Annotated in this window: 1 protein-coding gene and 2 pseudogenes; all 3 read right to left on the bottom strand. The window is 65.3% G+C overall.

Features of this window, described 5'->3' with window-relative positions; genetic code table 11:
- Nucleotides 1-301: pseudogene (locus tag VMD50_RS20700) on the bottom strand (HNH endonuclease signature motif containing protein); the annotation flags it as partial.
- A gap of 104 nt (nucleotides 302-405) precedes the next feature.
- Entirely contained in the window at nucleotides 406-1842 is a 1437-nt protein-coding gene (ltrA, locus tag VMD50_RS20695) for a group II intron reverse transcriptase/maturase (protein ID WP_325430226.1), read from the bottom strand.
- A 611-nt stretch (nucleotides 1843-2453) separates the two neighbouring features.
- Nucleotides 2454-3419: pseudogene (locus tag VMD50_RS20690) on the bottom strand (13E12 repeat family protein); the annotation flags it as partial.
- Nucleotides 3420-3423: the final 4 nt, after the last annotated feature.

Below are 3423 nucleotides of genomic sequence, written 5' to 3'. Positions count from 1 at the left end.
GACGGCGGCCCCGGTAAAAGAGCTGGTTGTTTGTCGGTGATGGTGGGGGTTGGTAGGGGTCGTACCACCACCATTGGGCGCGCTCGCCGGTCGGTCCCAGACACGGCGGCACCGCGGGCGGGGATGTGGTGGGTGGGCGCGCCAGCGATCCTGGGCTCAGCACTTGCCCGTCGCCGTCGGTCACGACGAGAGCGCCTGGAGATCCGGTGATGGTGATCAGGCCACGATGATGCAGCCGGTGATGATACGGGCACAGCAACACCAGGTTGGCCAACTCGGTGGGGCCGCCGTCTTCCCAGTAGGCGTCGGCGGCGGGCGTAGTGTCCGGCTTTCGCTGGGGCTATTTCCCGCCGCCGCGCCCCCAAACCGGACGTGCGGCTTTCACCGCATCCGGCTTTCCGTAGGTCATGCGGGGACGGCGTTGATTGTTTCCCAGGGAGTGGGGATCTGAGCACCGCGGTAGCGGTAGCGCTGGATGCGCATCGCAGCGGGGTGGTAGAGCCGCACTCCGTTGTATTCCGGCCATCGGTCCACGTGGTGGCGTGCCCAAAGGGCTCGTTTACCGGTGTGGGGGTGTTTGTGCAGCAGCCAGGCCCAGACCCGCCACCATAGGTAGTTGCCTAGAGTGGCGTAAGCGTGGCTGGCTGCGCTGTGCCGGAAGTACTGGGCCCAACCACGGACCATCGAGTTCAGTTGCCTAAACAGTTGATCCGGGGGTCTATGGGTGATCTGCTTGGTCAGCGTCTTGAGCTTGCGCCGTATCGTTTGCACCGATTTGCGCGAGGGGTAGCTGTAGACGTATCTCCGGGTGCTGCCTTTCTGGGTGTGGCGCTGGATGCGGAACCCGAGAAAGTCGAAGCCCTCGTCGAGGTGGACGACCTGCGTCTTTTCCGGGGCCAATCGAAGCCCCATTGGTATCAGCAGATTGCTCACCTGTTCCCACAGCGCGTCGGCATGCCCGCGGGCACCGAACACCAGGATCACGAAGTCGTCGGCGTAGCGCACCAGGCGATACGTCGCTCCTCCGCGCTGGCGGTGGCTTCTGCGTCCACTACCATCGTGGTGGGCTGCCCAGACAGTGTCAAAGTGGTCATCAATCACTGAGAGGGCGATATTGGCCAGCAGCGGCGACAAGATGCCGCCCTGGGGAGTTCCGGTGGAGGTGCCGTAGGTCAGGCCGTCGGTCTCGAGCACTCCTGCGAGCAGGAACGCCTTGACCAATGCCAGTACGCGTTTATCGCCGATACGGCCACGCACCCGCCCCATCAGGGCGGTGTGGTCGATCTCATCGAAACACGCCGCGATGTCGGCTTCAAACACCCACTCATAACCACGATGAGCATGGAATCGAATGTCTTCGATCGCGTCCGGAGCGCGCCGGCCAGGTCGGAACCCATAACTGGAATCGGAGAAATCAGTTTCAAAGATGGGTTCTAACACCAACTTCAACGCTGCCTGCACCACCCGGTCGGCCACTGTCGGGATACCCAGTTTGCGGACCTTGCCGCTGGCTTTAGGTATCTCGACCCGCCGCACCGGCTCCGGCCGAAACGACCGGGACCGCAACGCTTCCCGTATCTCCTCAAGAAACCCCGCCACACCGGCAGGACTGTTCTCGATGGAGCGGGCGGTGCGCTTGTCGATCCCCGCACTGCGGGCACCGGTGTTCTCCCGAACCCGCGTCCAAGCCACAGCCAGGAAGCACGGGTCGGCCACGAGGTTAAACAGATCATCAAACCGACGACCACGATCGGTGGCCGCCCAACAGTGCAGTTTGGTCTGCATCCGCAGTACCTTCTGGCGCGCCGAAAACGGCAACTCCAGTGCGGCACCGATATTCATCGGCGCATCTTCTGCCATGGCAGTCTCCAATTCTGCGTGTCCTACTGCCGCCCTTCCCCATGTGACTGGCTTTCCCGGACTCGGAGTACTACGGCGGCTCCGCCCCACCCGAGAGCTGTTGGTGGGCATCGACACCTACCCGCCGCACCCCTGGCAAGGATGCGGGGAGGGAGGCACCCGGATGGTTCCCATGTTCACGTGATTCCGATCGGTGAGGGAGGCACCCAGCTTTGCCCCGATGGCCCCGGCAGGTACGCCACAGACAATTCCCGCCGACTGCCACCCGCTCCCGGCCGGAGCGGGTAGCGGACGCGTCCGCCGTCACTGCATTCGCGTGCACCACAACCGGTCCGATATCTGCCGGGTTTCAGACCGTTCCACCTAACGAGGGATCAGACACTGGTTTCTTGCGTATACCTTCTCACCTTGCTCACCACACGCCGCGTCATCTGGCAGTACTGACGCGCTGTGGCTTTGTCAGGGCCGCTTGCCACCGAATCCCTCTCGATCCCTACGAGATTCGGCTGCCCTCAGCTTTATCCGGTCGCTGTGACAACCAGAAATCGGAGGTCTTTCACCTCCGATCGGAACTCACGCGCCTCATGGCGCACGTGCCAGATGTGGTGGGCGTGCAGGCCGCGGGTGGCCCCGCAGCCAGGGACTGCGCAGCTGGGCTGGCGGTGCTCCAGGGCGCGGCGCAGCCGCCGGTTGATCTGGCGGGTTGTTCGGCCGGCGCCGATGAGCTGGCCGTGGCGTTCGAACCAGACTTCGCAGGTGGCATCACAGCTCAGGTAGCGGCGTTCGGCCTCGGACAGCAGCGGACCCCGGTGCAGCGCCGCGGCGCGCTGGGCCACATCGAGGTGGACCACCACGGTGGTGTGCTGGCCGTGGGGGCGCCGGGTGGCCTCGGTGTCCCAGCCGGTCTCGACCAGGCGCCAAAACGCCTCCAGGGTGCCCGGCAGCGGGGGCCGCTGATCCGCACCGCCCTCGCTGTGGTCGTGTTTCCATTCGGCGATCAGCGCCTCCCGATGCGAGGCCAAGGCGGCGTCGAACTTCGCCGCACCCAGGTGATCGAGTGTGATCCGGTAGCAGCTGCCCTGCTCGCTGCGGGTCTTGGTGATCGAAGGCTCGGGTTGGGGTCGCGGTTCGGGGTCGGGTCGCGGTTCGAGCTTGATCGCGGTGCGCAGCTGGTTGACCGTGGCGACCTGCGCCAGTTGGGCGTAGTGCTTATCGGAGCCCGCCCCGGCGCGCGCGGCGATGACACCGACTTGATCCAGCGACAGTCGGCCCTGCCGCAGGCCCGCCGCGCAGCGCGGGAAGGCCGCCCGCCGGTGCGCGATGGTGGCGATGGTGTGGGCGTTGGCCGAGGACGCCCCCAGCTTCCAGGCCACCAACGCCGCCACCGAGCGGGCGCCGGTCATCCCGCACAGCTCGTCGTGATCGATCTCAGCGACGATGTCCACGAGGCGCCCATCAATGGCGTTGCGCTGCCCGGCCAACTCCGCCAACTCCTCAAACAACACCGCCAGACGCTCTTTAGGGCTCACCGCCACAGCAGACGATGCGGTCGAAGACATAACC

This window comes from Mycobacterium sp. (assembly GCF_035506235.1).
In the GTDB taxonomy this organism is placed as follows: Bacteria; Actinomycetota; Actinomycetes; order Mycobacteriales; family Mycobacteriaceae; genus Mycobacterium.
This window is presented reverse-complemented; position numbering and strand designations above follow the sequence as displayed.

What these genes read in the sequence shown, in the direction of transcription:
- ltrA (WP_325430226.1), bottom strand. Translation starts at nt 1,842, where the DNA reads ATGAATATCGGTGCCGCACTGGAGTTGCCGTTTTCGGCGCGCCAGAAG.